Source organism: Variovorax sp. GW821-FHT09D04 (genome assembly GCF_059416405.1).
This window is the reverse complement of the sequence record NZ_JBWKPA010000006.1, coordinates 324286-348287: the sequence shown is the minus strand read 5'-3', so window position 1 is coordinate 348287 and position 24002 is coordinate 324286. Positions and strand designations below refer to the sequence as shown.

22 protein-coding genes are annotated in these 24002 nt (G+C 70.2%); 16 read left to right on the top strand and 6 right to left on the bottom strand.

What is annotated here, in order from left to right; all coding sequences use genetic code 11:
* Nucleotides 1-93 precede the first annotated feature (93 nt).
* From AC07O4_RS20520 to AC07O4_RS20495, 6 genes are all read left to right on the top strand, one after another.
* On the top strand, nucleotides 94-927 hold the full coding sequence (locus AC07O4_RS20520) for an SDR family NAD(P)-dependent oxidoreductase (protein ID WP_070061720.1): 834 nt from the start codon (nucleotides 94-96) through the stop codon (nucleotides 925-927).
* Between the two features lie 132 nt (nucleotides 928-1059).
* Nucleotides 1060-2175, top strand: a complete 1116-nt coding sequence (locus tag AC07O4_RS20515) for a BMP family ABC transporter substrate-binding protein (protein WP_492744717.1) — start codon at nucleotides 1060-1062, stop codon at nucleotides 2173-2175.
* Between the two features lie 103 nt (nucleotides 2176-2278).
* A complete protein-coding gene (gene guaD, locus AC07O4_RS20510; protein ID WP_095744216.1) occupies nucleotides 2279-3565 on the top strand; it encodes a guanine deaminase in 1287 nt (428 codons plus the stop codon).
* Between the two features lie 85 nt (nucleotides 3566-3650).
* A complete protein-coding gene (gene dcd, locus AC07O4_RS20505; RefSeq protein ID WP_062477547.1) occupies nucleotides 3651-4217 on the top strand; it encodes a dCTP deaminase in 567 nt (188 codons plus the stop codon).
* 112 nt (nucleotides 4218-4329) lie between these two features.
* Nucleotides 4330-5220 carry a KPN_02809 family neutral zinc metallopeptidase gene (gene ypfJ / locus AC07O4_RS20500; protein ID WP_495305492.1) on the top strand — a complete coding sequence of 297 codons (891 nt, stop codon included), beginning with the start codon at nucleotides 4330-4332 and terminating at the stop codon, nucleotides 5218-5220.
* A gap of 130 nt (nucleotides 5221-5350) precedes the next feature.
* On the top strand, nucleotides 5351-6820 hold the full coding sequence (locus AC07O4_RS20495) for a DEAD/DEAH box helicase (protein WP_062477554.1): 1470 nt from the start codon (nucleotides 5351-5353) through the stop codon (nucleotides 6818-6820).
* A 72-nt stretch (nucleotides 6821-6892) separates the two neighbouring features.
* Here AC07O4_RS20495 and AC07O4_RS20490 read toward each other — a convergent pair whose 3' ends face one another.
* The 4 genes from AC07O4_RS20490 to AC07O4_RS20475 are packed head-to-tail and all read right to left on the bottom strand — an operon-like array spanning nucleotide 6893 to nucleotide 11323.
* A complete protein-coding gene (locus AC07O4_RS20490) occupies nucleotides 6893-8530 on the bottom strand; it encodes a rhodanese-related sulfurtransferase (RefSeq protein ID WP_495305491.1) in 1638 nt (545 codons plus the stop codon).
* On the bottom strand, nucleotides 8527-9126 hold the full coding sequence (locus tag AC07O4_RS20485; protein ID WP_495305490.1) for a cysteine dioxygenase family protein: 600 nt from the start codon (nucleotides 9124-9126) through the stop codon (nucleotides 8527-8529). The genes AC07O4_RS20490 and AC07O4_RS20485 overlap by 4 nt, the downstream gene beginning before the upstream one ends.
* Nucleotides 9123-10094, bottom strand: a complete 972-nt coding sequence (locus tag AC07O4_RS20480) for an ABC transporter substrate-binding protein (RefSeq protein WP_495305489.1) — start codon at nucleotides 10092-10094, stop codon at nucleotides 9123-9125. Before AC07O4_RS20480 ends, AC07O4_RS20485 begins: the two co-directional genes overlap by 4 nt.
* Nucleotides 10091-11323, bottom strand: a complete 1233-nt coding sequence (locus AC07O4_RS20475) for an acyl-CoA dehydrogenase family protein (protein WP_495305488.1) — start codon at nucleotides 11321-11323, stop codon at nucleotides 10091-10093. Before AC07O4_RS20475 ends, AC07O4_RS20480 begins: the two co-directional genes overlap by 4 nt.
* A 147-nt stretch (nucleotides 11324-11470) precedes the next feature.
* On the opposite strand from AC07O4_RS20475, the gene AC07O4_RS20470 reads away from it, so the two are divergent.
* The 8 genes from AC07O4_RS20470 to AC07O4_RS20435 all read left to right on the top strand — a co-directional run bounded on the left by AC07O4_RS20470 (nucleotide 11471) and on the right by AC07O4_RS20435 (nucleotide 19575).
* The gene (locus tag AC07O4_RS20470) at nucleotides 11471-12469 is read left to right on the top strand and encodes an ABC transporter substrate-binding protein (protein ID WP_062482537.1); all 999 of its coding nucleotides are present in this window, start codon (nucleotides 11471-11473) and stop codon (nucleotides 12467-12469) included.
* A gap of 33 nt (nucleotides 12470-12502) precedes the next feature.
* The gene (locus tag AC07O4_RS20465; protein ID WP_095744221.1) at nucleotides 12503-13612 is read left to right on the top strand and encodes an LLM class flavin-dependent oxidoreductase; all 1110 of its coding nucleotides are present in this window, start codon (nucleotides 12503-12505) and stop codon (nucleotides 13610-13612) included.
* Between the two features lie 3 nt (nucleotides 13613-13615).
* Nucleotides 13616-14440, top strand: coding sequence for a class II aldolase/adducin family protein (locus AC07O4_RS20460; protein WP_495305487.1), 825 nt, complete (start codon nucleotides 13616-13618; stop codon nucleotides 14438-14440).
* 32 nt (nucleotides 14441-14472) lie between these two features.
* Nucleotides 14473-15474 carry an ABC transporter substrate-binding protein gene (locus AC07O4_RS20455; RefSeq protein ID WP_062482528.1) on the top strand — a complete coding sequence of 334 codons (1002 nt, stop codon included), beginning with the start codon at nucleotides 14473-14475 and terminating at the stop codon, nucleotides 15472-15474.
* Nucleotides 15471-16538, top strand: coding sequence for an ABC transporter permease (locus tag AC07O4_RS20450; protein WP_495305486.1), 1068 nt, complete (start codon nucleotides 15471-15473; stop codon nucleotides 16536-16538). The genes AC07O4_RS20455 and AC07O4_RS20450 overlap by 4 nt, the downstream gene beginning before the upstream one ends.
* Complete coding sequence (locus AC07O4_RS20445) at nucleotides 16532-17326, top strand: ABC transporter ATP-binding protein (RefSeq protein ID WP_493194204.1); 795 nt, start codon at nucleotides 16532-16534, stop codon at nucleotides 17324-17326. The genes AC07O4_RS20450 and AC07O4_RS20445 overlap by 7 nt, the downstream gene beginning before the upstream one ends.
* 108 nt (nucleotides 17327-17434) lie before the next feature.
* On the top strand, nucleotides 17435-18577 hold the full coding sequence (locus tag AC07O4_RS20440) for a c-type cytochrome (protein WP_495305485.1): 1143 nt from the start codon (nucleotides 17435-17437) through the stop codon (nucleotides 18575-18577).
* Nucleotides 18578-18612: 35 nt separating this feature from the next.
* Nucleotides 18613-19575 carry an ABC transporter substrate-binding protein gene (locus AC07O4_RS20435; RefSeq protein ID WP_495305484.1) on the top strand — a complete coding sequence of 321 codons (963 nt, stop codon included), beginning with the start codon at nucleotides 18613-18615 and terminating at the stop codon, nucleotides 19573-19575.
* On the opposite strand, the gene AC07O4_RS20430 is transcribed toward AC07O4_RS20435, so the two are convergent.
* Complete coding sequence (locus tag AC07O4_RS20430; RefSeq protein WP_495305483.1) at nucleotides 19572-20609, bottom strand: AraC family transcriptional regulator; 1038 nt, start codon at nucleotides 20607-20609, stop codon at nucleotides 19572-19574. The two genes, AC07O4_RS20435 and AC07O4_RS20430, sit on opposite strands and share 4 nt — an antisense overlap.
* 237 nt (nucleotides 20610-20846) lie before the next feature.
* Here AC07O4_RS20430 and AC07O4_RS20425 point away from each other — a divergent pair, with 237 nt between their 5' ends.
* Entirely contained in the window at nucleotides 20847-21362 is a 516-nt protein-coding gene (locus tag AC07O4_RS20425) for a response regulator transcription factor (RefSeq protein WP_495305482.1), read from the top strand.
* A gap of 2 nt (nucleotides 21363-21364) precedes the next feature.
* Here the strand turns inward: AC07O4_RS20425 and AC07O4_RS20420 are convergent, their stop codons facing one another.
* The gene (locus AC07O4_RS20420; protein ID WP_495305481.1) at nucleotides 21365-22309 is read right to left on the bottom strand and encodes a LysR family transcriptional regulator; all 945 of its coding nucleotides are present in this window, start codon (nucleotides 22307-22309) and stop codon (nucleotides 21365-21367) included.
* Nucleotides 22310-22437: 128 nt separating this feature from the next.
* Between AC07O4_RS20420 and AC07O4_RS20415 the strand changes: the two genes are divergently transcribed.
* Nucleotides 22438-23991: a M20/M25/M40 family metallo-hydrolase gene (locus AC07O4_RS20415; protein ID WP_495305480.1), complete on the top strand. Its 1554-nt coding sequence runs from the start codon at nucleotides 22438-22440 to the stop codon at nucleotides 23989-23991.
* The last annotated feature ends 11 nt before the right edge of the window (nucleotides 23992-24002 follow it).

Here is a 24002-nt window from a genome sequence, read left to right as displayed (position 1 = left end):
CCTGAAAGGTGGTTTATATGACATTTACGCCATCGCCTTGCAGGAAGAAACTTCTCCCCACGGCCACGCATCCGTGGCGACGAAGGAAACTCCATGACTGCAACCCAAGCAAATCCGAACAAGGGCACGGCCCTCATCACCGGCGCGTCGTCGGGCATCGGCGCCGTGTATGCGGACCGTCTCGCGCGGCGCGGCTTCGACCTGATCCTGGTGGCGCGCAACCGCGAACGCCTCGCCGCGCTGGCCGCGAAGCTCTCGGACGAGACCGGGCGCAAGGTCGAGGTTCTCCCGGCCGACCTGTCCGACCGGAAGGACATCGCGTCCGTGGAAGCCGTGCTGCGCACTCGCGGCGACATCACCCTGCTGGTGAACAACGCCGGCTTCGGCGCCGCCGGGCCGCTGCTCGGCTCGGACATCGACAAGATGGAGGACATGATCGAGCTCAACGTGAGCGCGCTCACGCGGCTCACCTACGCGGCTGTGCCGGGTTTCGTCGAACGCGGTGCCGGCACGCTGGTGAACATCGCCTCCATCGTGGCGATCTCGCCCGAGACGCTCAACGGCGTGTACGGCGGCACCAAGGCCTTCGTGCTGGCGCTGAGCCAGTCGCTGCAGCACGAACTGAAGGACAAAGGCGTGCGCGTGCAGGCGGTGCTGCCCGGTGCGACAGCCACCGAGTTCTGGGGCGTTGCGGGCGTGCCGATGGCGCACCTGCCCAAGGAGATCGTGATGACGGCGCAGGACATGGTCGATGCCGCCCTTGCGGGGCTCGATCAGGGCGAGCAGGTCACGATTCCGGCGTTGCCTGATCTGGCCGAGTGGGATGCGTTCGATGCGGCGCGGCGTGCGATGTCGGGCAGGTTGTCCAGCACGGCGCCGGCGGCGCGCTACCGGGCGAACGGGGCGGATGCGGCGGCGCGGGCATGACACCTGTGCCTGCGTGGCTGTGGGCGGCGAGCAGGGCTCGCTGAGCCCCGACGCTTAAAATCTCCACCCCGCAGCAGGGCGTCCCGGCCTGCTGCGGGGTTTTGCTTTTCCGGGGCCATGTAGAGGAACACCATGTACAAAAACCTCGCGGGCCGCGCCGTTCTGGCGCTGGCAGCCGCTTGCTTTTTATCCCCCGCCCTGTCCCAGACCGCGCCGCCGAAGCCGCCTCCCGCCAAGGACGCGCTGAAGGTCGGCTTTGTCTACGTCACGCCGGTCACCGATGCCGGCTGGGTGCGCCAGCATGAAGAAGGCCGTAAGGCCGTCGAGGCCGCGCTGGGCCCCCGCGTGAACACCGTCTTCGTCGAGAACGTGCCCGAGGGCGCCGATGCCGAGCGCGTGATCCGCGACCTCGCGCAGCAGGGCAGCCAGCTGATCTTCACGCCCAGCTTCGGCTACATGGAGCCCACGCTGAAGGTCGCGAAGGACTTTCCCGGCGTGAAGTTCGAATCGATCACCGGCTACAAGACCGCGCCCAACGTCGCCACCGCCAACGCCCGCTACTACGAGGGCCGCTACCTCGCGGGCATCGCGGCCGGGCGCATGACGAAGACGAACGTGGCCGGCTACGTCGCGGGCTTTCCGATTCCCGAGGTGCTGCAGGGCATCAACGCCTTCACGCTCGGCATGCGCTCGGTGAACCCGAAGGCCAAGGTGATCGTGGTGTGGCTCAACGAGTGGTTCGATCCGCCGAAGGAGCGCGACGCGGCCATGGCGCTGTTCAACCAGAACGCCGACGTGCTCGCCTTCCACACCGGTTCCACCGCCGTGATGGCCGCCGCGCAGGAGCGCGGCAAGATGGCCGTGGCCTACCACTCCGACATGCGCAAGATCGCGCCCGACGCGCAGATCGTCGCGGTCACGCACCAGTGGGGCGGCTACTACACGCAACGCGCGAAGGCCGTGCTCGACGGCACCTGGAAGAGCGGCAACCTCTGGGGCGGCGTGAAGGAAGGAATGATCCGCGTCGGCGACTTCGGCACCAAGGTACCCAAGGCCGTGCAGGACGAGGTGCTGGCGCGGCAGAAGGACATCGCGGCGGGCAAGCTGCAGCCGTTCCGCGCGGTGGCGGCCGATGTGCGCGACAACGAAGGCCGCGTCGCGATCGCCAAGGGCGCGCAGCTGAGCGACGAACAGATCCTGCAGATGAACTGGCTGGCCGAGGGCGTGCAGGGGCGGGTGACGCGCTGAGCGCGGCCTCTTCCCCCCGCCTGAAGAGAGCGTTGCGCGTATAGCACTCATACGCGCAGGGCAATTCCCGCCGTCCGGGGCTGGATTACCCTCCGCATCCACGATGAAAAAAGCCTACCGCGCCTCCCTCCTGCGATTCGACGCCGCCGGCCTGCCTGTCTTCGACGAGGACGGCCTGCTGGTCGTCGCCCCCGACAGCACCGGCCGCCAGCGCGTGCTCGACGCCGGCAGCCATGCCGACGTGTCGCAGCGCCATGCTGGCGCCCACACCACCCACCTGCCGGGCCGCATCCTGGCGCCGGGCTTCGTGGACATGCACGTGCATTACCCGCAGACCGACATCATCGGCGCGCCCGCCGCCGGCCTGCTGCCCTGGCTCGAGAACTACACCTTCCCGGCCGAAAGCAAGTTCGCCGACCCCGCGCACTCGCGCGTAGTGGCCGACGTGTTCTTCGACGAGCTGCTGCGCAACGGCGTGACCACCTCGCTGACCTTCGCGACCTCGCACGTCGCCTCGGTCGACGCCTTCTTCGAGAGCGCGCAGCGCCGCCAGCTGCGCATGATCACCGGCAAGGTGCTGCAGGACCGCAACTCGCCCGACGGCGTGCGCGACGACACCGAGCAGAGCCTGGTCGACACCGAGGCGCTGATCCGCAAGTGGCACAACGTCGACCGCCTGGGCTATGCCATCACGCCGCGCTTTGCGCCCACCAGCACCGACGCGCAGATGCGCGGTGCCGGCGAGCTGGCCGCCAAATACGGCGACACCTGGATCCAGTCGCACGTGGCCGAGAACCGCGACGAGGTGAAGTGGGCGCGCGAGCTGTACCCCAAGTCGCGCTCCTACCTGGACGTGTACGCCGACTTCGGCCTGCTGCGCGAACGCGCCGTGTACGCCCACTGCATCTACCTGGACGACACCGACCGTGCGCTCATGCACGAGACGAAGACGGCCGCCGCCGTGAGCCCCACGAGCAACCTGTTCCTGGGCAGCGGCTTCTTCGACTTCGGCGCGGCCGACCGCCTCGAGCAACCCTACGGCCTGGCCAGCGACGTGGGCGGCGGCACCAGCTTCAGCCCCTTCCACACCATGCTGGCCGCGTACTACGTGGGCCGCGAGGGGCAGACCAAGACCGGCCTGAGCATCGCGCCTTCGCGGCTGTGGTGGCACCACACCGGCGGCGCGGCGCGTTCGCTGGGGCTGGACGGCGTGGTCGGCAACCTGCAGCCGGGCTGCGAGGCCGACTTCCTGGTGCTGAACCCGTCCGCCACGCCGCTGCTGGCGCGCAAGACCTCGCTGGCCAACAACCTCGAAGAGCTGCTGTTCGCGATGATCGTGCTGGGCGACGACCGGCTGGTCGAGCGCACGGTGATTTCGCAGGCGGGCTGAGCGGCGCCTGCGGGGGGAGGGCGCTCAGGGCGCCCATGCCACAATTCGGCCCCGATTTCCCCCGCAGCAGCATCAGCGAGCGCATATGAGCATCAAGAGCGACAAATGGATCCGGCGCATGGCCGAGAACGAAGGAATGATCGATCCCTTCGAACCGGGCCAGGTGCGCGAGAACGACGGCCACAAGATCATCAGCTACGGCACCTCGAGCTACGGCTACGACATCCGGTGCGCGCCCGAGTTCAAGGTCTTCACCAACATCCACAGCACCGTGGTCGACCCGAAGAACTTCGACGAGAAGAGCTTCGTGGACATGCACGGCGACTACTGCATCATTCCGCCCAACAGCTTCGCGCTGGCGCGCACCGTGGAGTACTTCCGCATCCCGCGCAACGTGCTGACCATCTGCCTGGGCAAGAGCACTTACGCACGCTGCGGCATCATCGTCAACGTGACCCCGTTCGAGCCCGAGTGGGAAGGCTACGTGACGCTGGAGTTCAGCAACACCACGCCGCTGCCCGCCAAGATCTACGCGGGCGAGGGCTGTGCGCAGGTGCTGTTCTTCGAGAGCGACGAGGTCTGCGAGACCAGCTACAAGGACCGCGGCGGCAAGTACCAGGGCCAGCGCGGCGTCACGCTGCCCAAGACCTGACAGCCTGATACAGGCATCCTGACCGCCGGTTACGTTCCGGGCGGCCGGGCCAAGTACCATCCTGCGACGTTCCGGCAAATACGCCGTTCAGCAAGCCGGCAAGGAGACTGCGATGAGATGGGAAGGCAACGAACAATCCGACAACGTCGAAGACCGCCGTGATGGTGGGGGCGGCGGCGGTGGTGGTGGCGGCCTGTTTGGCGGGCGCAGCATCGGCATCGGCACCATCGCGGTCGCGCTCATCGCGGGCTGGGTCTTCGGCATCAATCCGCTCACCGTGCTGAGCCTGCTCAGCGGCGGCGGCGACCCGGTCCAGGTGCAGCAACAGCAGCAAGGCCCCGCGCCCAAGCCGCCCACCGGCGACCGCGAGGCGGCCTTCGTCTCCACCGTGCTGAAGAACACCGAGGTGGTCTGGACCGATCTCTTCCGCAAGAGCGGCGGCAACTACCAGGCGCCCCGGCTCGTGCTGTTCCGCGGTGCCACGCCCACGGCCTGCGGCACCGGCCAATCGGCCATGGGGCCGTTCTACTGCCCGGGCGACAAGAAGGTCTACATCGACCTGGCGTTCTACGACACCCTGAAGAACCAGCTCGGCGCACCCGGCGAGTTCGCGCAGGCGTACGTCATCGCGCACGAGGTCGGCCACCACGTGCAGGACGAGCTGGGCATCACCGCCAAGGTCGACGGCATGCGCGGGCGCCTGAGCCAGTCGCAGAACAACGCCGTCAGCGTGCGCGTCGAGCTGCAGGCCGACTGCTTCGCGGGCGTGTGGGCGCACCACTCGCAGGAGTCGAAGAAGTGGCTTGACCCGGGCGACATCGAGGCCGCCATGAACGCCGCGCAGAAGATCGGCGACGACGCCCTGCAGCGCTCCGCGGGCCGCGCCGTGGTGCCCGACAGCTTCACCCACGGCTCCAGTGCACAGCGCCAACGCTGGTTCGGCACGGGCTACCAGACGGGTGAAATGAAGTCCTGCGACACCTTCAACGCGCGCAATCTGTAAAGATTGTCTCGCGAGATCCCCGGATTCATTGGGGTCTTTGCTATTGAATAAATAGCAATTCGAGCTTTGCGGACGTTGTCGTTTCGTTGTCACTGCCGTTTTTTGCGGCAATGCGACAATAGAGGGCTCAATGACAATGTCCTTCTCCAATCTTTCGCTGGCAGAACCGCTGGCCCGCGCCGTGGCCGAAATGGGCTACGAGACCATGACGCCCATCCAGGCACAGGCCATTCCGGTCGTGCTTTCAGGCCAGGACGTGATGGGCGCCGCGCAGACCGGCACCGGCAAGACGGCGGCGTTCTCGCTGCCCTTGCTGCAGCGCATGCTCAAGCACGAAAACGCCTCCACCTCGCCCGCGCGGCATCCGGTGCGTGCGCTGGTGCTGCTGCCCACGCGCGAGCTGGCCGACCAGGTCGCGCAACAGGTCAAGCTGTACGCCAAGTACACCAACCTGCGCAGCACGGTCGTGTTCGGCGGCATCGACATGAAGCCCCAGACGCTGGAGCTGAAGAAGGGCGTCGAAGTGCTCGTGGCCACGCCGGGCCGTCTGCTCGACCACATCGAAGCCAAGAACGCGGTGCTCAACCAGGTCGAATACGTCGTGCTCGACGAGGCCGACCGCATGCTCGACATCGGCTTCCTGCCCGACCTGCAGCGCATCCTGAGCTACCTGCCCAAGCAGCGCACCACGCTGCTGTTCTCGGCCACCTTCTCGCCCGAGATCAAGCGACTGGCCAGCAGCTACCTGCAGAACCCGGTCACCATCGAAGTGGCGCGGCCGAACGAAACGGCCTCCACCGTCGAACAGCACTTCTACAGCGTCTCTGACGACGACAAGCGCCGTGCGCTCAAGCAGATCGTCAAGCAGCGCGGCATTACGCAGGCCTTCGTGTTCGTCAACAGCAAGCTCGGCTGCGCGCGCCTCGCACGCTCGCTGGAGCGCGACGGTCTGCGTACCACCGCACTGCACGGCGACAAGAGCCAGGACGAACGCCTGAAGGCGCTCGCCTCGTTCAAGGCCGGCGAAGTCGACCTGCTGGTGTGCACCGACGTCGCGGCCCGCGGCCTCGACATCAAGGACGTGCCCGCCGTCTTCAACTTCGACATCCCGTTCAACGCCGAAGACTACGTGCACCGCATCGGCCGCACGGGCCGTGCCGGCGCCTCCGGCCTGGCCGTGAGCTTCGCCAGCGGCGGCAACGATGCGCGCCTGGTGGCCGACATCGAGAAGCTGATCAAGAAGAAGATCGAGCTCGAGCCCGTCGAGTTCGAAGAAGACCGCCCGCGCGGCCGCATCAACGACGGACGCCGCCACTGGCGCGAAGAAGGCGAAGCCGGCGACGCACGCGACGTGCTCGACCAGCCGCGCGAACGCCGCGAAGCCGACACCCGCCGCAGCATGAGCGGTGGCGGCCGCCCGCACCGCGCACCGTCCGCGCCGCGCGATCCGTTCTTCGACAAGCCCTACGAGTCCGGCGAGCGCGAAGCCGCCCCGGCCTGGGAAGCGTCGGCCAAGGCCGCACCCGCACGCGGCATCTCGAGCAACATCAAGAGCAAGCGCAAGGTCGCGGCGCTGTTCAAGGCGGCCGAGCCGGGTTGAGCCGGGGCTGCGCGACAGCGAAAGCAAAAAAGCCGGGCATGCCCGGCTTTTTTTCGTCTGCGCTCTGCGCGCTCAGGCCACGCGGAAGTGATGCGTGCCGTCGCGCCCCAGCTGCTCCACCAGCCCGAACTCCCAGTCCAGGTAGGCCTGCATGGCTTCTGCGGGCGCGTCGGTGCCTTCGTAGGGCCGGCGGTAGCGGTCGGTGCGGGCGGTGGCCAGGCGGGTCTCGCCGGTCTCGGCCGGCAACCCGGCGGCGAACCAGGCGGTGTTGCCGCCCGTGAGCACCTGCACCTCCACGTCGCGCTGGCCGCGTGCGTCGAGCAGGGCGCGCAGGTCCGCAGCGGCGTAGCGCGCGAGCAGGCTGCTGCCGCAGGTGAGCACGTAGCGCGGCGCGGACGGGATGGCTTTGGTGTCGAGCGCCAGCGCCAGTTGCGCGCGGATCGCGTACCAGGCGCCGGGAATGTGGCGCTTCACGTAGTTGGCGCTCGTGGTCACGTCGATCACGGCGGTGGCGGGCTGCTGCTTCAGTAACTCGGCCAAGGCTTGCGGCGCGATCTCGGCGACCGTGGTCGCGACGGGCGGGTGGGCCGCCGTCGGCGTGCCGGTTTCGCTGTGCGCGGCGGCTGGCGGCACCGCATCGGGCACGTACACCTCCCAGCCCATCTGCGCGAGCCATGAGGCGCTCATCGACGCGCGCACGCCGTCGTCGTCGGCCAGCACGATGCGGGCGCCGCGCACCGGCACCTGGTGGTCGGTTTCCTGCACCAGCTGCCCGCCGGGCGCGCTCGCGAAGCCGGGCAGGTGGCCGGCGGTGTATTCCTCGGGCGTGCGCACGTCGAAGCGATACACGGTGCGGTTCGGGGCCTCGAGTGTGCCGAGCGCGTCGAGGGCGATGCGGTGCACGCCCGCGGCATCGGCCACGCGGCGCGCGTCGGCCTGTGCCTGCGCGCGGTTCGCGTCCGACACCGCGGCCGGTGCCTGCCGGCCCGCGCCGTGGTCGAGCACCTGGCCCGCGAGCTTCCACCCGATGGTGCCGTTGCGCAGCGCCGCGACCGGATTCGGGATGCCCGCGTTCACGAGCGACTGCGTGCCGATGATGCTGCGTGTGCGGCCCGCGCAGTTCACGATCACGCGCGTGGCCGGGTCGGGCGCGAGCTCGCGCACGCGCAGCACCAGCTCCGCGCCGGGCACGCTGGTGGCCGAGGGGATGCTCATGGTCTGGTATTCGTCGAAGCGACGCGCGTCGAGCACGACCACGTCGGCGCGGCTGTCGATGAGCGCCTTCACCTCGGGCGCCGACAGCGACGGCGTGTGCCGCTCGTGCTCGACCAGCTCGCCGAAGGACTTGCTCGGCACGTTGACGTCGCGGAACAGCTCGCCGCCCGCCGCGCGCCAGCCTTCGAGGCCGCCGTCGAGCAGATGCACGTTGGTGTAGCCGAGTGCGGCGAAGGTGCGTGCCGCGAGCGGCGCGAGATCGACACCGTCGTGCGCGCCGTACAGCACGATGAAGGTGTCGCGCCGCGGAATGCGCCGCCACGCTTCGATCTCGATGCGCGACAGCGGCAGGTTGGCGGCCCACAGCGGGTGCTCCTGCGCGAACGGGTCTTCCTCGCGCAGGTCGAGCAGCGCGGTCTCCTCGCGCGCGATCAGGCGTTCGCGCAGCGCGGCGAAGGGCAGCAGGGGGAAGGAAGCGGTCGTGGTCGTCGTCATGCGGCAGTGTTTCGGAGTTCGGCGGAGCGGTCCCACAGGTTGGGCAGCAGCGTGTTGGAGTAGCCGGAGACGAAGGGCTTGCGCCCGCCTTCGGCCGGATAGGTGTGGCGGCGCACGGCACCGATGTTGGCGCCGTACACGTGGATGCTGATCGACACGCGGTCGGCGTGCGCGTTGTGCACGCGGTGCAGGTCGCCCACGGTGGGCGACACGGCCTCGACATGGCCCGCGTCGAGCCGCACCGGCTCGCCCCGGGGCTGTGCGGTGCCGTCGGCGTCGAGCGCGTAGGGCTGGCTGTACTCGGCGCCGCGCAGCATGCCGATCAGGCCCCACACCGTGTGGTCGTGGATCGGCGTGGCCTGGCCCGGACCCCAGACGAAGCTCACGACCGAGAAGCGCTCGGTGCTGTCGGCGTGCAGCAAAAACTGCTGGTAGTAGGTCGGGTCGGCCACGGCGAAGGCGTCGGGCAGCCAGTCGTCGCGCGCCACCAGCGTTCGCAGCAGCGCGCCGCCTTCGGACAGGATGCGCGGCTCGTCGGGCTGGCTGTCGAGCAGCCGGCCGAAGGCGCCGACGAAATCGCGCAGCGGAGCAATCATGCGGGGCGTTTCCAGAGTTGGGTGTCGGTGATCGCGCGCACATCCACGCGTGTGGGAAGGATACCGTCACGCGCCGAGCGGTCGGCCACAGTTTGCAGCGCGGCGATGTCGGCCTCGCTCACGGGCCGCCCCGCCACCGAGGCGCGCGCCGTGATGCGCCGCGCCGAGGCGATCGGCAGCCGCGTGAGCTGGCTGTAGGCCTGCGCGTAGGCCTCGGGGTTGGCCAGCGCCCAGTCGCCCGCGCGGGCGAGCCGCTCGAGGAACTGCACGATGGCCGCGCGCTTGGCCGCATCGGCCAGCGAATGCTCGCTCGCGGTGATGAAGCCCAGCGCCGTGTTGATGCCGCGCCCGTCGCGAAGGATGCGCCCGCCCTGCTGCAGCGCGATGGCGTAGTAGGGGTCGAAGATGGCCCAGGCGTCGATCTGCTTCGACGCGAATGCGGCGGCGGCGTCGGTGGGCAGCACGAACTTCACCGTGACCTCGTCGCGCCGCACGCCGGCCTCTTCGAGCGCGCCGTAGAGCTGGTACTGCGAGATGCTGCCGCGCGCCGACGAGACGACCACCGTCTGGCCGCGCAGGTCGGCCACGCGGCGCAGCGGCGAGTCGGGCTGCACCACGATGCCCAGCGACTCGGCCTTGCCGACGCGCGTGGCGACGATCTTCAGCGGCGTCTTGCCGACGGCCGCCGCGAGCACCGGCAGGTCGCCGGCCATCGCGGTGTCGACCGCGGCGCTGCGCTGCGCTTCGAACAGCGGCGCGGCGCCCTGGAAGTTGGCCCAGCGGTAGGCAAAGGGCGCGTCGTCGAGGGCCTTGGAGGCCTCGAACAGCGAGCGCAGGCCGCCGGCCTGGTCGCCGAGCACCAGCGTGGCCTGGGGTTGCGCCACCGCGCGCAGCGGGCCGGCCACGGCCAGCGACAGCGCGGCGCCTTGCGCGAGCCAGGTGCGGCGAGAAATTGGCAGCGCGCTCATGCCGCACCTCCGAAGGCCTGCAGCGCCCGCTGGCCCGCCGCGACCAGGATCGCGTCGTTCTGCGGCGTGTGGATGCGGCTGCACAGCACGTCGCGGTAATGGCGTTCGAGCGGGTTCTGGCGCGAGAGGCCGTGGTTGCCGCTCAGCTGGAGCGCCAGCTCGACCACGCGGATGGCATGCGTGGTCACGGTGTGCTTGAGCAGGCCGCTGTCGGCGGCGGGCGGCGTATGGCCGCTGTCGACCGCAGTGGCTGCGTCGTCGAGCAGCACGCGGTTGGTGCGCAGCAGCGCCTCGATCTCGCCCACCTGCTCCTGCACGCGCGGCAGGCTGGCCAGCGGCGCGCCCAGGCTGCCGGGCGCGCGCCGGTTCAAAAAGTCGACCAGCCAGTCGCGCGCGGCGCGCGCCACGGCGTCGTAGAGGCTGCCCAGCAGCACGACCATCCAGGCCTGCTGCGCCGCATGGGCGTCGATGTCGGTTTGGCTGCCGGCGCCGGGCGCCCAGTCGGCGGGCGCGCGCAGGTCGACGGCGTGGTCGGCGGCAATGGCGACGTCCTCGAACACCACCTCGTGGCTGCCCGAGGCGCGCAGGCCCAGGTGGTCCCAGCTCGCGATCACGCGGATGCCGGGCGCATCGCGAGGCACCAGGAACACGCCGGTGCGCGGCGCGGCCTCGTCGGTGCGCGCCCAGACCGCGAGCCACGACAGGCCCTCGATGCCGGTCGTGTAGAGCTTGTGGCCGTCGATGCGCCAGCCCTCGGGCGTGCGCCGCGCCACGGTGCCGGGCAGGCCGCCGCGCGCCGGCGACCCCAGCGCGGGCTCCACGCGCAGCGCGTTGATGAGCGCGCCGTGCGCCACCGCGTCGCGTGCCACGCGCTCGCGCAGGTGCGCGGGCCAGCGGCTCTCGCGGCGTGCGAGCGCCTGGTGCTGCAGGTAGGTCATGGTGAGGATCAGCGCGGTGGCGGGCTCGCCGCGCGCCACCGCCGCGATCACGCGGCGCGCTGTGGCCAGCGTGGCACCGCCGCCGCCGTACGCGGCAGGTGCGACAAGGCCGATCAGGCCGTGCGCCTGCAACGCCTCGAAGTTCTGGCGCGGAAAGGCGCCGCTGCGGTCGTGGTCTTCCGCCGTGGCCGCGAACTGCGCCGACAGGCGGGCCAGCACGGCGGGATCGACGGAGGGCGGGGTGTCTGTGTCGGGAACGGCCGGCGCGCGGCGCAAGGGGAGTGCACTCATGGTGCCCGCACGGTAAAGGCCCACTGCCAGCGCGCGAAGGATGCATCGCGCATATCCAAATTCGTTTTTCTGCGTTCGTTTTCGAGGCCCGTCTCGGTACGGTCTCGCTTCTCCTCGTGAGTGAGTGAAGAAGAAAGAACACAAGGCATGACACCCGATTTCCCGCTGGACCGACGTCGCCTGCTGCAGGCCGCCGCCGCATGGGGCGTGGCGGCGTCGGGCGTGGCGCAGGCCGCCGCGCCCTCGCGCGACCTGTCGGGCGTGACGCTGCGCGTGGGCACCTACAAGGGCCTGTGGCGCCCGCTGCTCACGGCCTCGGGCCAGGCCGACACGCCGTACAAGATCGACTGGCGCGAGCTCAACAACGGCGTGCTGCACATCGAGGCCATCAACGGCGACGCGCTCGACCTGGGATCGGGCAGCGAGATCCCGCCGGTGTTCGCGGCGCGGCAGAAGTCGAGCGTGCGGCTCGTGGCCGTGACGCACGAAGACCTCAACAACCAGGCCACGCTGGCGCGCAAGGACTCGGCCATCCGCAGCATTGCCGACCTCAAGGGCAAGCGCGTGGGCTACGTGCGCGCCACCACCTCGCACTACTACCTGGCCAAGCAGCTGGCCGAGGCGGGCCTGTCGTTTGCCGACATCCAGCCCGTGAGCCTCACGCCGGCCGACGGGCTCTCGGCCTTCGCGCGCGGCGACCTCGATGCCTGGGCCATCTACGGCTACAACGGCCAGCTCGCGCGCACCCAGTACGGCGCGCGCACGCTCAAGACCGGCGTGGGTTATCTATCGGGCAACTTCCCCATTTATGCCAACCCGCGCGCGCTCGACGACACGCTGCGCCGCGCGGCACTGGGCGACCTGCTGCAGCGCCTGCAGCGCGCGTTCGCCTGGATCAACGGCAACTTCCTGGCCTACGCCCGCGCGCAGTCGGCCGAGACGCGCGTGCCCGTGGGCGACCTGGTCGAGCTGTTCAACGGCCGCAGCGGCGACTACAGCCTGGGCCCCGTCACCGACGCCGTGGTGCGCAGCCACCAGGACGTGGCCGACACCTTCCAGAAGATCGGCGTGCTCGACGGCCCGGCCGATGTGAAGCCGCTGTGGGACCGCCGCTTCGAAAACCTGCTGCGGCTGCCCGCCGCCTGACCCCTTCATTCCATCCGCATCCACGAGGACACCATGAGCCAGAACGACGTTGAATTCATCGGCATGATCCAGGGCCAGAAGGTCTCGGAGATCCACGCCGCCAAGGGCCCGGCCATCGACCGCGACTACGTGCGCGCCTTCGCGCAGGCACACGAGAACGCCGGCTTCGACCGCGTGCTGGTGCCGCACCATTCCACCAGCCCCGACGCCACGCTCACCGTGGCCTACGCGGCCTCGGTGACCGAGCGCATCCACTTCATGCTCGCGCACCGCCCGGGCTTCGTGGCGCCCACGCTCGCGGCGCGGCAGTTCGCGTCGCTCGACCAGTTCAGCGGCGGGCGGCTCGGCGTGCACTACATCTCGGGCGGCTCCGACGAGGAGCAGAAGCGCGACGGCGACTGGCTCGACCACGACCAGCGCTACGCCCGCACCGACGAATACCTCGAGGTGCTGCACAAGGTGTGGACGGCCGAGAAGCCCTTTGACCACGAAGGCGCGCACTACCGCTTCCAGAACGCGTTCTCCGAAGTGAAGCCGGTGCAGACGCGCCACGGCAAGCCGCACGTGCCCGTGTACTTCGGCGGCGCGTCGGAGGCGGCGATTCCGGTCGCGGGCAAGTACGCCGACGTGTACGCGCTGTGGGGCGAATCGCTCGACCAGGCGCGCGAGCTCACGACGCGCGTGCGCGCCGAGGCCGCCAGGCACGGGCGCAGCGTGCGCTTCTCGGTATCGTTCCGCCCGATCCTGGCGGACACCGAAGAGGCCGCATGGGCGCGCGCCGAGAACATCCTGGCCGAGACGAAACGCCTGCGCGTGGTGCAGGGCTACAACCGCGGTGGCCCGCAGCAAAGCGAAGGCGCCAAGCGCCTGCTGGCTGCGGCCGAGAAGGGCTCGCGCCTGGACAAGCGGCTGTGGACCGCGGTCGCGCAGGAGATCGGCGGGCGCTCCAACAGCACCGCGCTGGTCGGCACGCCCGAGCAGGTGGCCGATGCGCTGCTCGATTACTACGACCTGGGCGTGACGACCTTCCTGATCCGCGGCTTCGATCCGCTCGAAGACGCGACCGACTACGGCCGCGCGCTGATTCCGCGCACGCGCGAACTCGTCGCGCAGCGCCTGCAGTCGCAGCGCAAGGCGGCCTGAGCCATGAGCGCCGTCCTGTCCATCGACCGCCACGCGGCCCAGCCGCTGAAGCTGCACGCCAACCCGCAGCAGAAACACTGGTTCGACCCCATCCCTCCGCGCCCCACCGTGCAGGCCGAGCGCCGCCACCGGCAGGAGCGCCTGGCGGGCGCCTTCCGCCTGTTCGCGCGCTTCGGCTTTGCGCAGGGCCTGGCCGGCCACATCACGGCGCGCGACCCCGAGCTGACCGATCACTTCTGGGTCAACCCGCTGGGCGTGCACTTCTCGCGCATCAAGGTGTCCGACCTGCTGCTGGTCAATTCGAAGGGTGAAACGGTCGTCGGCGACCGGCCGCTCAACAAGGCCGCCTTCGCCATTCACGCCGCGATCCACGAGCACAACCCGAACATCGTGGCCGCCGCCCACACGCACTCGACCTACGGCAAGGCCTGGTCCACGCTGGGCCGCCAGCTCGACACGCTCACGCAGGATGCCTGCGTGTTCCACGACGACGTGGCGCTGTTCGACGACTTCACCGGCATGGTGGTCGACACCAGCGAGGGCGATCGCATCGCCCGCGCGCTGGGCGACAAGAAAGGCGCGATTCTCAAGAACCACGGCATCCTGACGGCCGGCCCCACCGTGGAGGCCGCCGCGTGGTGGTACATCGCGCTGGACAACGCCTGCCACACGCAGCTGCTGGCCGAAGCCGCCGGCACGCCGCAGCCGATCGACGAGGCCACCGCGCGCCACACGCACGGCCAGATCGGCGGGCCCGAAGGCGCGATCCATTCCTTCGACAGCCTGTACGAAGGCCTGGTCGAGGCCGAACCCGAACTCCTGCTTTGACGATGACGACGAACCCCCGGAGCCTTTCCCCGATGAACGCATCCCTTTCCCGCCGCAGCGTGCTGCGCACCGGCGCCGCCGCCGCCGTGGTCGCCTCGGGCGGCCTCATTGCCTCGCAGGCCTTCTCGCAGCAGGCGCGCAAGCTCACCTTCGCCTGGAACGCTGCGGCCTTCTGCCTCTCGCCCGTGGTGGTGGCGCAGGAGCGCGGCTATTTCGAGCGCAACGGCCTGCAGGTGGACCTCATCAACTACACGGGCTCGACCGACCAGCTGCTCGAGTCGCTCGCCACCGCCAAGGCCGACGCGGCCGTGGGCATGATCCACCGCTGGCTCAAGCCGCTCGAATCGGGCTTCGACGTGAAGATCGTCGGCAGCTCGCACGGCGGCTGCGTGCGCCTGGTGGGCGCCAAGGACGCGGGCGCCACCAGCCTGGCCAGCCTCAAGGGCAAGATCATCGGCGTGTCGGACATCGCGAGCCCGGGCAAGAACTTCTTCTCGATCCTGCTGGCCAAGAACGGCATCGACGCCGACCGCGACGTCACCTGGCGCCAGTACCCGGCCGACCTGCTCGACATCGCGGTGAAGAAGGGCGAGATCCACGCCATTGCCGACGGCGACCCGAACGTGTACCTGATCGAGAAGCGCAACCAGGGCACCTTCGTCGAGCTCGCGAGCAACCTCTCGGGCGAGTACAAGGACAAGGTCTGCTGCATCGTCGGCGCGCGCGGCGAGCTGGTGCGCAAGGACAAGGCCACCGTCGCCTCGCTGGTGCGCGCCATCGCGCAAGCCTCCGACTACGTGGCCGAGAACCCGAACGAGTCGGCCAAGCTCTTCGCCAAGTACTCGCCCAAGGTGCCGGTCGAAGACCTGCGCGCGCTGCTGGGCACGCTCACGCACAACCACCACCCGCTGGGCCGCAAGCTGCGCGACGAGGTGGAGTTCTACGCGCGCGACTTCCGCGGCGTCGGCGTGCTCAAGAAGACCACCGACCCGGTGCGCTTCGCGGAGCACGTGTCTTTCGATCCGCTGGCATGAGCGCCGTCATCGACCGGGTGCTCGAGGCACCACCGCAAGCGCCGGGGCACTGGCGCCGCCCTGGCATCGAGAAGGCCGCGCCGGCCGCCGTGTTCGCGCGCCCCGCGGAAGGCTTCTGGCGCACCGGCGCGCTCGCGAGCGCGGGCTGGATCGCGCTGGGCCTGCTCACCGTCTATTGGCCCAACAAGGCGGTGGGCTTCAGCGACTGGGCCTACACCGAGGAGTTCGGCATTGCCGCCATCGCCATCGGTGCGGCGCTGCTGCTCGTGGCGCTGCTCGGCACGCGTGCGGGCCGCGTGGCGCGCACGCTGCGCCCGGCCGGGCCATGGCTGGTCGCGCTGCCGGTGCTGTTCGCGATCTGGGAGATCGCGACGGCCAAGCTCGCGCTGCTGCCCACGCCGTTCTTCGCGCCGCCGCAGAGCCTCATCGAGACCTACATCGACGACTGGCGCCGCCTCGGCGAAAGCCTGGCGCATTCGGCGCGGCTGCTCGCCCACGGCTTCGTGCTGGGCGCGCTGGCGGGCTTTCTCACGGGCGTGACCATCGGCTGGTCGCGCATCGCGGGCTACTGGGTGCATCCGGTGCTGCGCTTCGTGGGGCCGGTGCCGGCCTCGGCGCTGCTGCCGCTGGCGTTCTTCTTCTTTCCGTCGAGCTATGCGGCGGCCGTGTTCCTCATTGCGCTGGCCACGGGCTTTCCGGTGGCGGTGCTGACGTGGTCGGGCGTGGCGGGCGTCAACCGCAACTACTACGACGTGGCGCGCACCATGGGTGCGAGCGAGCGCTTCCTGGTGCTGCGCGTGGCCATTCCCGCCGCGCTGCCGCAGGTGTTCGTGGGCCTGTTCATGGGGCTGGGTGCTGCGTTCTCGGTGCTGGTGACGGCCGAGATGATGGGCGTGAAGGCCGGGCTGGGCTTCTACCTGTCGTGGGCGCAGGGCTGGGCGTCGTACTCGAACATGTACGCCGCGCTGATCGTGATGGCGCTGCTGTGCTCGGGCCTGATCACGCTGCTGTTCAAGGTGCGCGACCGCGTGCTGTCGTGGCAGAAGGGGACCGTCAAATGGTAGCCACCGCGCAAGCCGAAGCGGGTGTGCGCCAGGCCGGCGCGCAGATCGACATCCAGGGCGTGAGCCACTGGTTCGACGTGCCGGCCGGGCCGCTGCAGGTGCTCGACGACATCGACCTCACGGTGAAGCCCGGCGAGTTCGTCGCGCTGCTCGGGCCGAGCGGCTGCGGCAAGTCGACGCTGCTGCGCCTCGTGGCCGGGCTGGAGCCCGCCACCGCCGGGCGCATCACGCAGGACGGCGCACCCATCACGCGGCCCGACCCGTCGCGCATCGTCGTCTTCCAGGACCCGACGCTCTACCCATGGCGCAGCGTGTGGGACAACGTGGCGCTCGGCCTGCAGGCGCGCGGCGTGCTCAAGGCGCAACGCGGGCGCGTCGACGAGGCGCTGAAGCTCGTCGGCCTCACCGACTTCGCCAAGGCCTTTCCGCACCAGCTCTCGGGCGGCATGGCGCAGCGCGTGGCGCTGGCGCGTGCGCTGGTCAACGACCCGCAGCTGCTGGTGCTCGACGAGCCGCTGGGCAAGCTCGATTCGCTCACGCGCATCGCGATGCAGAGCGAGCTGGTCAACCTGTGGCAGCGCGCGGGCTTCTCGGCGCTGTTGGTGACGCACGACGTGGAAGAGGCGCTGTTCCTCGCCAACCGCGTGATCGTGCTGAGCGACCGGCCGGCGCGCATCGCGGCGGAGCTGGTGGTCGACCTGCCGTACCCGCGGCATCGCGGCCACGCGCGTTTGGCAGAACTCCGTCACGAAGCGCTGCGCCACCTGGGGCTCGACGCCACCTGGTAGATGTAGCTCGCCCCCAGGCTGCGCGCACTTCGTGTCGCTTCGCCAACCCCCTACCGGGGGCGGGCCGGCCGCTTCGGGCGGCCGTGCGCGGCGGCCCCTTGAACAGATATGAACGCTCTGCCGGAAGCCGACTGGCTCAATTTCCTGATCGACCTGCTCCAGGGCGCCCAACTGCAGCTGCTGCGCGTGCTCGATGCGCTCGGCCTCGTGCAAAAGGTGAACGGCCAGCCGGCCTGGCCGTGGACGCACCGGCTGTCGGGCGAGAACCTGCTGATCGACCTGGGGCAGGCACGCAGCCTCGCGTGGACGCTGGTGTGCGTCGGCGTGGCGGTGCTGCTGCTGTTGATCGCGTTGCTCTGGCGGCGCCCGCGCTGGTACCTGCTCGCGCTGGTGCCGATGCTGCTGATCGCGGCGCCCTGGCCCCACGCGAACGTCGTGCTCGTGCCTGCGACGCCGGCGAGCTTCCACGCGTCGCCGACCGGCTTCACGGCCGCGTCGATCGCGCAAGGCCGCGTGCTCTACGCGCAGCACTGCGTGAGCTGCCACGGTACCGACGGCAAGGGCGAAGGGCCGCTGGCCGCCTCGCTGGCCGTGTGGCCGCCGAATCTCACGGGCCCGCTGCTGTGGCGCCGCGCCGATGGCGACCTGCTCTGGCGCGTGCTTCACGGCACCGCCGCCATGCCCGGCTTCGGCGGCCCGCTCGACGCGGCCGATGCCTGGGCGCTCATCGACTACATGAAGGCGCAGGGCGCGGGCCAGAGCCTGCGCGCGCAGGGCCACTGGCCGCAGCCCGTCGGCCTGCCCGACATGGCGGTGCGCTGCGGCGCGCAGGCGCCCAAGTCGCTCGCGCAGTGGCGCGGGCAGCGCGTGCGCGTCGTGGCGGGCGCGGTCGCGCCCAGCGAAGACCCGCGCCTGGTGACGGTGCAGCTGCTGCCGCCCGGGGCGAAGGCGGCGGGCGTCACCGCCGATTGCGTGGCCGATTCACCGGCCGCGTGGGAGGCGCTGGCGCTCATCGCGGGCACCGAGCAGCTCGCGGGCATGCAGCTGATCGCCGACCGCGACGGCTGGCTGCGCGTGCGCGGCCAGCCGGGACAGGCCGGCTGGTCCGACGACGACCTGCTGTGTCGCAGCGACAGCCCGCCGGCCGTCTCGGCGAAAGGCGCCGTGCTGCCACCCGATGGCCTGGGCGCGCTCATCGCCCGCATGGACGCCGAGCCGGTGCGCTTCGTCAAGGGCGGCTTCATCCACTGATTTCTTTTTTCACTGCTTCCACGGAGAACGAACCCATGACTTCACACCTCGACCGATCGCGCCGCCAGCTGCTTGCCGGCGGCCTTGCTGCGGCCACGACCGCCACCTTGCCCGCCTTCGTCCGCGCGCAGGGCCGCCCGGTGCTCAAGGCCGGCGACCAGAAGGGCGGGCTGCGCGCGTTGCTCGAAGCGGCGGGCGGGCTCGAAGGGCTGGGCTACGACATCCAGTGGTCGGAGTTCCCGGCCGCCGCGCCGCTGGCCGAGGCGCTCAACGCGGGCGCGGTCGATTCGGGCCCGATCGGCGATGCGCCGCTGATCTTCGCGCTCGCGGCCGGCACGCGCGTCAAGGCCATCGGCGCGAACCGCTCGGACGCCTACGGCACGGCGGTGCTGGTGCGGCCCGATTCGTCGCTCAAGAGCGCGGCCGAGCTCAAGGGCAAGAGCATCGCCACCAACCGCGGCTCCATCGGCCACTACGTCACGCTCAAGGCGATCACGGCGGCGGGCCTGAAGCCCGAGGACGTGAACCTGCGCTTCCTCGCGCCGGCCGACGCCAAGCTCGCGCTCACGCAGGGCTCGGTCGATGCCTGGGCCACCTGGGAGCCCTACACCGCGCTGGCCGAAATCAGCCGCCATGCGCGCGTGCTGGTCAGCGGGCGCGGCCTGCTGCCGGGGCTGAGCTACCTCGCCGCGACCGACGCCGCCATCGCCGCCAAGCGGCCAGTGCTGCAGGACTTTCTGCAGCGCGTGGTGAAGGCGCAGCGCTGGTCGTACCGCAACGTCGATGCGTTCTCGGCCACGCTGGCACGCATCATCGGCATTCCGCCCGAGGCGGCGAAGCTGCAGTTCGAGCGCCGCCAGCAGCAGTGGGTGGCCATCGACGCGCAGGTCATCGCCGACCAGCAGGGCACGGCCGATTTCTACCGGCAGGTGGGGCTCATCAAGCAGCCGCTCGACGTGAAGGGCACGTTCGACACGGGCTTCGGTGCCACGGCCTAGGGCCGTCGCTCGAGCGCCTGCACGCGGAAGTCCTGCGGCGCGATGCCGTAGGCGCGGCGAAAGGCGCGGCTGAAGTCCGAGGCGCTGCGAAAGCCGGCGCCGTAGGCGATGTCGGTCACCATCACATGCGGGTAGCGCGCCAGGTCGCTCGCCGCCTGGCGCAGCCGCAGGCTGCGGATGTAGCTGCCCAGCCCGCCCTCGTGCTGGAACATGCGGTACAGCGTGGGGCGCGGCAGCTGCAGCGCGGCCAGCACGCTCTCGGGCGTGAGGTCGGCGCGGTGCAGGTGCGTCTGCACGTGGCGGCGCACCCGGTCGAACATGGCGGCGCGTGCCGCCGCGCGCGCGTTGCCGTCGAAGCCGGCCTGCTTGCCGAAGGCCGACACCACCAGCTGCGCGCCCGTGCGCACCGCGCTCTGCGCCGCCGCCGGCGTCATGCCGCCGATGTGGCGCGCCAGCGAGATCGCGTGCCCCGCCGCCAGCCGCGCCAGCGGCGTGGTGCAGGCCAGCGTGCGCCCGTGCAGGGCCTCGGGGTCGGGGAAGCTCTCCTGCACCAGCGCGCCGGGCACGAAGAAGGTGTGGACCCGGCAGTCGTGGCGCCGCATGCGCACCGGCTGGTTCATGTCCAGCGCGAGGATGGTGGGCGTGCCGGCGGGGGCGGGCGGCGGTTCGTCCTTGCGGCGTGCACCCGGGGTGGCCCGCACCCGCAGGTCGTCCACGCCGCCTTCCTCGAACACATGGAACACGAAGTCGCGCACGCTGTCGGTCGACACGCGGGCCAGCGAGCGCTCCAGCACCAGCGTGTCGGAGCGGCATTCGGTGAAGACCAGGCCGCCCACGTCGTAGCGGTCGATCGCGGCGTGGAAGGGGCGCTCGAGCGCGTCGCGCGAGGGCAGGGCGTCCATCACATGGCCGACGCGCGCGCGCCAGGCCAGGAACTGCCGGTCGGGCGGCTCCGCGTGCACGTCGAAATGGCTGTGCGCCACGCCCGGGGGGCAGAGGGGGCGTTCGGGGGCCGTGGCGGCGCTGTGCGTCATAGGGCGAGGTCGGAGCGGCGCCAAGGGGCTGGGGGGGCCATGCCCGCCAAATAGTACTAACTAAGCGTTAAAAAATCACAGATTTCGCGAAATTCTCCCAAGAACTGAGACGGAAGGTCAAGGCTGTTTACAAAGCGACCTCAGGCTCGCGAGAGGCGTCCTTGCATTGCATTTCGTGGCACAGGGACGCCGGGTTTACTTTTTCCCCCAGCGTTGATCGACCGAGCGAGCATTGACATGTCCAAAGGAAGCGCCGAGCTGCGTGCCATTTCGGAACTGGACGACGCACCGCCCTTGAGCCCCGCGGTGGCCGCCAACGCCGCGGCGCGGCTCTTTGCCCAGGCCAACCAGCTGGAACTGGCCCAGCTGATGACGGCGGTCGAGCGCGGCGACGTGTGGGCGGCCGCGCGCACGGCGCGGCAGATCCTGTGCGACATCGAGGAGGCGGCCCTGGCGGCGCACGGGCTCGACCGGACGCACGAAGAAACCGGCGACGAGGGCCTGCTCTCGCCGCGTGAACTCAAGGTGCTGGAACTCGTGGCCCAGGGCTGGAGCAACCGGCGCGTGGCCGAGGCGCTGCACCGCTCCGACAGCACGGTCGCCAGCCAGATCAAGAGCATCTACCGCAAGCTGTCGGTCCATTCGCGTACGCAGGCCGTGCACGAGGCCACGCGGCGCGGGCTGCTGCGCCCCTCGGGCGCGACGCAGCGCCGGGTGATCAGCTTCCCGGGGTCCGGGCCCGCGCGCGGCTGAACTCAGGCGGCCTTGCGCGTGCGTGGCCTGGGCGTGCCGCCGGCCGCCGGCAACTGCTCGCGCAGGTAGGCCAGAAAGGTGCGCACCACCTCGGGCAGCGTGCGATCGGCCAGCGTCTGCAGCTCGACCGAACGCCCGCGCATGCCGGGCTCGCGGATCTCGGCCGCCACCAGTTCGCCGCGCTGCACGCGGTCGCGCACCGTGATCTCGCCCGTGATGGCCAGGCCGCCGCCCTGCAGCACGAAGTTGGCGAGCGCCTCGAAACGGTTGCTCACCAGCACGGGCTCGAACACGAGGCCGCGGTTGCTGCAGCCCACGTCGAACAGCTGGCGCACCGTGTTCTCGGGGCTGCCCAGCGCGAGGGGAAAGGGATGCATCTGCGCCAGCGTCACGCTGCGCGACTTCGCCAGCGCATGGTCAGGCCGCATGATCGCGAACACTGACGCCGCCTGGCGGTGCTCGACCCGGATGCCGCGCACCGCCGCGCGGCTGTAGGTCAGGCCGATGTCCGCTTCGCCAAGCAGCACGGCGTCGCTCACCTGCGTCGGGCCGGTGGCATCGAGCCGGAAGCGCACGCCCGGGTACTGTGCGCGGAACGCCGCGATGGTGCGCGGCAGGAACTCGTTGGCGAAGCCCGAAGAACAGGCGATGCGCACCCGCCCGCTCAGCGGCCCCTGCAGCGCCTGGATGTCCGACAGCACGCGCTCGGCCTCCAGTGCGCCGCGCAGCGCGTGCGCCGCCAGCAGCTCGCCCGCGGCGCTGGGCACCATGCCGCGCGGGCGGCGCTCGAACAGCGGCGCGCCCACCAGCGTTTCGAGCGCGGCCACCTGGCGGCTGATGGCCGAGATGCTGACGTTCAGCCGCGCGGCCGCCTCGGTGAGCGAGCCCGTGCGGGCCACTTCGAGGAAGTAGCGCAGCGAGGTTTCCTGCAGGCGGCGGCTGGGCATGGGGGAGTGTGAGGTTTGCAAGGAATGCAAAGGTAGCTCAAAAAAATAGCAATTGTTGAAAAGGTATGCGCTTTTTATGCTGCGCAGATCCCCAGTTCTCCGTCCTGCTCCCTTCTGCGCCGCCATCCATGTCCAACCTTTCCTCCCGCTCTTCCCGCCGCCTGATGGCGTTCCTGCCCACGGCCGTCCTGCTGCTGGGCCACGGCCTCGCGCAGTCGGCCGAACTGTCGCCGGCCCAGGCCGAGCGCCATGCGCAGGGCACCTACCGCGAGTACTTCGAGTTGCTGGCCCTGCCCAACGACGCCACCGTGCCGGAGGACATCCGCAAGAACGTCGACTGGCTGGAGCAGGCCTTCCGCAAGCGCGGCTTCACGACGAAGCAGCTGCCCAACAACGGCAAGCCGATGCTCTACGCCGAGTTCCCGGGCAGCGACCCCGCGCGCAAGACGGTGCTCTTCTACATGCACCTCGATGGTCAGCCGGTGATCCCCGCGCAGTGGGCGCAAAAGAGCCCGTGGACGCCCGTGCTCAAGCGCAAGACAGGGAAGGGCGAGTGGGAAGAGATCGATGCGGCCCCGCTCTTCAGCGGCCCGCTGGACCCCGAGTGGCGCGTGTTCGGCCGGGCCTCGGCCGACGACAAGGGCCCGATCATGATGCTGCTGGCGGCCATCGACGCGCTGAAGGCCGGCGGCGGCCAGCCGGCGGTCAACGTGAAGGTGATCCTCGACAGCGAGGAAGAAAAGGGTTCGCCGTCCATCAGCCAGGTCATGCAGGCGCACCGCGAGCTGCTGCGCAGCGACGCCATCGTGATCCACGACGGCCCCATGCACGCCACCAACCGGCCCACGCTGGTGTTCGGCAACCGCGGCGCGGCCGATGCGCGGCTCACCGTGTACGGCGCCAAGGTGCCGCTGCACAGCGGGCACTACGGCAACTACGCCCCCAACCCGGCGCAGCGCCTGGCCAGCCTGCTGGCCACGATGAAGGACGACACCGGCCGCGTGACCGTGCCCGGCTACTACGACCGCGTGAAGATCGGCGAGGCCGAGCGCAAGATCATGGCCGCCGTGCCCGACGACGAGGCCGCGCTCAAGCGCCGCCTGGGCATCGCCCGCACCGACCGGGTCGGCGCCAACTACCAGGAGGCGATGCAGTACCCCTCGCTGAACGTGCGCGGCATGGCCTCGGCGGCCGTGGGCGACAAGGTGGCGAACATCGTCCCCGACAAGGCCGAGGCCGAGATGGACCTGCGCACCACGCCCGACTCCGACGCGCCCTACCTGGGCAAGCTGATCGAGGCGCACATCGTCAAGCAGGGCTACCACCTCGTGAAGGGCGCGCCGACCGACGAGGAGCGCGCCCGCTACGACAAGATCGCCAGCTTCAGCTACCGCAGCGAGGGCGCCGACGCGGCGGGCTCGCCCATCAACTCACCGATCGGCCAGTGGGCTTACAAGGCGCTGACCGACACCTTCGGCACCACGCCCGAGCCGGTGCGCATCCGCATGATGGGCGGCACCGTGCCGACGGCGGAAATCGTGCGCGTGCTGCAGGTGCCCTTTGCGATCATTCCGCTGGTGAACGCCGACAACAACCAGCACGCGGCGAACGAGAACCTGCGCATGGGCAACTACGTGACTGGCGTGCAGACGGTCTACGCGCTGATGACGCACGGGTTCTGAGCCCCGGACGG

Bases quoted from the DNA above. Each gene is read 5' to 3' on its own strand.
- AC07O4_RS20425 (WP_495305482.1), top strand. From the start codon at position 20,847: ATGTCCAAAGGAAGCGCCGAGCTGCGTGCCATTTCGGAACTGGACGAC.
- AC07O4_RS20460 (WP_495305487.1), top strand. From the start codon at position 13,616: ATGAGCGCCGTCCTGTCCATCGACCGCCACGCGGCCCAGCCGCTGAAG.
- AC07O4_RS20465 (WP_095744221.1), top strand. From the start codon at position 12,503: ATGAGCCAGAACGACGTTGAATTCATCGGCATGATCCAGGGCCAGAAG.
- AC07O4_RS20440 (WP_495305485.1), top strand. From the start codon at position 17,435: ATGAACGCTCTGCCGGAAGCCGACTGGCTCAATTTCCTGATCGACCTG.
- AC07O4_RS20470 (WP_062482537.1), top strand. From the start codon at position 11,471: ATGACACCCGATTTCCCGCTGGACCGACGTCGCCTGCTGCAGGCCGCC.
- AC07O4_RS20495 (WP_062477554.1), top strand. From the start codon at position 5,351: ATGACAATGTCCTTCTCCAATCTTTCGCTGGCAGAACCGCTGGCCCGC.
- AC07O4_RS20475 (WP_495305488.1), bottom strand. From the start codon at position 11,323: ATGAGTGCACTCCCCTTGCGCCGCGCGCCGGCCGTTCCCGACACAGAC.
- AC07O4_RS20415 (WP_495305480.1), top strand. From the start codon at position 22,438: ATGTCCAACCTTTCCTCCCGCTCTTCCCGCCGCCTGATGGCGTTCCTG.
- guaD (WP_095744216.1), top strand. From the start codon at position 2,279: ATGAAAAAAGCCTACCGCGCCTCCCTCCTGCGATTCGACGCCGCCGGC.
- AC07O4_RS20520 (WP_070061720.1), top strand. From the start codon at position 94: ATGACTGCAACCCAAGCAAATCCGAACAAGGGCACGGCCCTCATCACC.
- AC07O4_RS20435 (WP_495305484.1), top strand. From the start codon at position 18,613: ATGACTTCACACCTCGACCGATCGCGCCGCCAGCTGCTTGCCGGCGGC.
- AC07O4_RS20430 (WP_495305483.1), bottom strand. From the start codon at position 20,609: ATGACGCACAGCGCCGCCACGGCCCCCGAACGCCCCCTCTGCCCCCCG.
- AC07O4_RS20445 (WP_493194204.1), top strand. From the start codon at position 16,532: ATGGTAGCCACCGCGCAAGCCGAAGCGGGTGTGCGCCAGGCCGGCGCG.
- AC07O4_RS20420 (WP_495305481.1), bottom strand. From the start codon at position 22,309: ATGCCCAGCCGCCGCCTGCAGGAAACCTCGCTGCGCTACTTCCTCGAA.
- ypfJ (WP_495305492.1), top strand. From the start codon at position 4,330: ATGAGATGGGAAGGCAACGAACAATCCGACAACGTCGAAGACCGCCGT.
- AC07O4_RS20455 (WP_062482528.1), top strand. From the start codon at position 14,473: ATGAACGCATCCCTTTCCCGCCGCAGCGTGCTGCGCACCGGCGCCGCC.
- AC07O4_RS20485 (WP_495305490.1), bottom strand. From the start codon at position 9,126: ATGATTGCTCCGCTGCGCGATTTCGTCGGCGCCTTCGGCCGGCTGCTC.
- AC07O4_RS20450 (WP_495305486.1), top strand. From the start codon at position 15,471: ATGAGCGCCGTCATCGACCGGGTGCTCGAGGCACCACCGCAAGCGCCG.
- dcd (WP_062477547.1), top strand. From the start codon at position 3,651: ATGAGCATCAAGAGCGACAAATGGATCCGGCGCATGGCCGAGAACGAA.
- AC07O4_RS20515 (WP_492744717.1), top strand. From the start codon at position 1,060: ATGTACAAAAACCTCGCGGGCCGCGCCGTTCTGGCGCTGGCAGCCGCT.
- AC07O4_RS20490 (WP_495305491.1), bottom strand. From the start codon at position 8,530: ATGACGACGACCACGACCGCTTCCTTCCCCCTGCTGCCCTTCGCCGCG.
- AC07O4_RS20480 (WP_495305489.1), bottom strand. From the start codon at position 10,094: ATGAGCGCGCTGCCAATTTCTCGCCGCACCTGGCTCGCGCAAGGCGCC.